This is a genomic window from Pseudoxanthomonas sp. UTMC 1351 (genome assembly GCF_040948865.1).
Lineage (GTDB): Bacteria > Pseudomonadota > Gammaproteobacteria > Xanthomonadales > Xanthomonadaceae > Pseudoxanthomonas_A.
Window position 1 is genome coordinate 1 of record NZ_JAVGJT010000041.1, and the last position, 2,208, is coordinate 2,208.

Consider the following 2,208-nt stretch of genomic DNA (forward strand, 5'->3'; position numbering starts at 1 on the left):
CGCTTGAGCTTGGCGTTTTCGGCTTCCAGCTCCTTCACCCGCCGCAGGTCCGACGCCTCCATGCCACCGTACTTTGACTTCCATTGGTAGTACGTCGCCACGCTGATGCCGGCCTGACGGCAAATATCTTTCACCGGCACTCCGGCGTCGGCTTGCTTGAGGATCGAGACGATCTGGGTCTCGCTGAACTTCGACTTCTTCATGGAACCTCCTGGTGGTGAAAACATGCCAGAAAGTTCTACTTATTGGGTGTCTACCAGGTGGGGAAGCTTACGGATTGGCCTCGAAGCACTGTGCGCGACCGACTGGATCAATCCTGATGTCGAAGACCGGTTCGTGGGTGTCATCGCGCATGAGTACGTCCATGTCCAGCAAGCGGTAGCTTTTTCCGAGATGGAGAACGCCACCGTCCTCGCCGCTTCGCTTGAGGAAGGCGCGGCCGAATTCATCACGGAGCTGACCACCGGCTCCATTGCCTATTCCTATATGAGCGGGTTGACGGCAGGGCGTGAAAGTGAAATCGAAACGGCATTCGCCGCCGACGTGGACAAAACCGATCTGTCGGACTGGCTCTACAACAGCACGCCAGAACAGCCTGCCGATCTCGGTTATTGGGTCGGCTATCGCATCGTCAAATCCTATTACCAGCACGCCGCCGATAAACGCCAAGCCCTTAGCGACATTCTCAACATGACGGACCCGAAAGAATTCCTAGCCAAGAGCGGCTGGCGGCCGGGAGTTGCACTCGATTAGATTCGAACACGGCAGGACGCCTTATTCTCATGGCTCTATTTCCATTACCTGCCGCTAATTCGTTCAAGCCGAACCCGCTTCGCGTGTCAGTTTAACTCAGCAACTGTCTTGTAATCCGCTCTTCAAGCGACCCCAGTCGCTTCCGCTAGCAACTCGTCTCGTCGCCGTGCGTTGATAATCGTCAGCAGCTTACGCATGCAGGCGACCAGCGCCACTTTTGCCAGCTTTCCGCGGGCTCGCAGTTGCTGATAGTGCGCTTTCATCAACGGCTCCCATCGCACCGCCGATTGCGTCGCCATGTACAGGGCAACGCGTACCTCGGCTCGGCCGCCGTAGATGCGTCGTTTGCCCTGACTTTGGCCACTGTCACGATTGAGCGGCGCAACGCCGACCAGCTTCGCAATCTGCTGCCGCGTCAGCTGACCCAATTCCGGCAGCAGCGACAACACGCTGGCCTGGAACATCGGCCCCAAGCCTTTGGACGAGCGCAGCGCTGGGGTTGCGTGGCGCTGCAGCAATTCCTTAAAGGTGGTGTTGATGACAGATTGCTCCCGCACCAATGCGGCCAGTGTCTTGCGGACGAGCGGCCGAATAGTAGGCAACGTCATGGCCAATTGCTGGCGGGTGCGTTGAATCGCTTCGGTGATCTGATGACGCCGGCGCAACCAGCCTCTGAGCTCGCATTGCCAAGGTTCGAGTCGGGCATGTGGCCGCAGTCGTGCGGGGAACACCTGGGCCATTTCGGCCAGCATGCGGGCATCCAGCGAGTCGGTCTTGGCCAACTGGCCGGTAGCACGGGCGAAGTCGCGCGCCTGGCGCGGTTTGATGCGCGCGATCCACAGGCCCGCCTCGCTGCAGGCAGCCATCACTGCATCCTCGTAGCCGCTGGTCGCCTCTAGCACGATGTGGATCTCCTCCAGGCCCCGCGAACGCTGCAGCAGCCGGCGGATGCCTGCGGCAGTGTTCGCAAACCGCTGGATCTTCGCCTCGCCGTATACCGCCACATCGAGATTCGCCTTACCTACATCGATACCGACTGCCCCCATGCTGGCCTCCGCGCTAAAGCAGGAACCTCGAGAGCATCCCGGCCTGGCCCACGCTTATCGGTGCGAGGGAAACCTCGCGCAACTGTCCGGGCGTTCGGTCGTGAGATCCGGTGTGCGACCCTTGCTGAGCTATGGTGCTGCTACACCAAGGCGTTATCGGGCGCGCACATCGGGCTCTCGACCGCTACAGTAGGGAGAATTCAGGACATAAGGCGTTAGGCCCCAATGCACGAGCTAGAAGCTTGCCCGAGGTGCTCAGCAGAATTTATAGCCCGTAACGCGCTTGTTTCTGGTGGGGTTCCCGTTGGCTTTAACGTTTTTACCTTTTCAGATGTGTCGGTAAATATCCGTTGTCCCGACTGCTGGCACGTGTTTTCTGCGCGCAAACTCAAATTTTTCGGATTTGTTT

3 protein-coding genes are annotated in these 2,208 nt (G+C 58.9%); 1 reads left to right on the forward strand and 2 read right to left on the reverse strand.

Annotated features, from left to right (window positions below; all coding sequences use genetic code 11):
• Positions 1-203, reverse strand: a 203-nt coding sequence (locus AB6O04_RS19525) for a transposase (protein ID WP_368565916.1), incomplete at its 3' end; no start/stop codon positions are given.
• 22 nt (positions 204-225) lie between these two features.
• On the opposite strand from AB6O04_RS19525, the gene AB6O04_RS19530 reads away from it, so the two are divergent.
• Entirely contained in the window at positions 226-753 is a 528-nt protein-coding gene (locus AB6O04_RS19530; RefSeq protein WP_368566071.1) for a DUF2268 domain-containing putative Zn-dependent protease, read from the forward strand.
• A gap of 122 nt (positions 754-875) precedes the next feature.
• Here AB6O04_RS19530 and AB6O04_RS19535 read toward each other — a convergent pair whose 3' ends face one another.
• Positions 876-1,799, reverse strand: a complete 924-nt coding sequence (locus tag AB6O04_RS19535) for an IS110 family transposase (RefSeq protein ID WP_368566072.1) — start codon at positions 1,797-1,799, stop codon at positions 876-878.
• Between the last annotated feature and the right edge of the window lie 409 nt (positions 1,800-2,208).

Excerpts from the sequence above, each read along its gene's own strand:
- AB6O04_RS19535 (WP_368566072.1), bottom strand. The coding sequence starts at position 1,799 with ATGGGGGCAGTCGGTATCGATGTAGGTAAGGCGAATCTCGATGTGGCG.
- AB6O04_RS19530 (WP_368566071.1), top strand. The coding sequence starts at position 226 with ATGCCAGAAAGTTCTACTTATTGGGTGTCTACCAGGTGGGGAAGCTTA.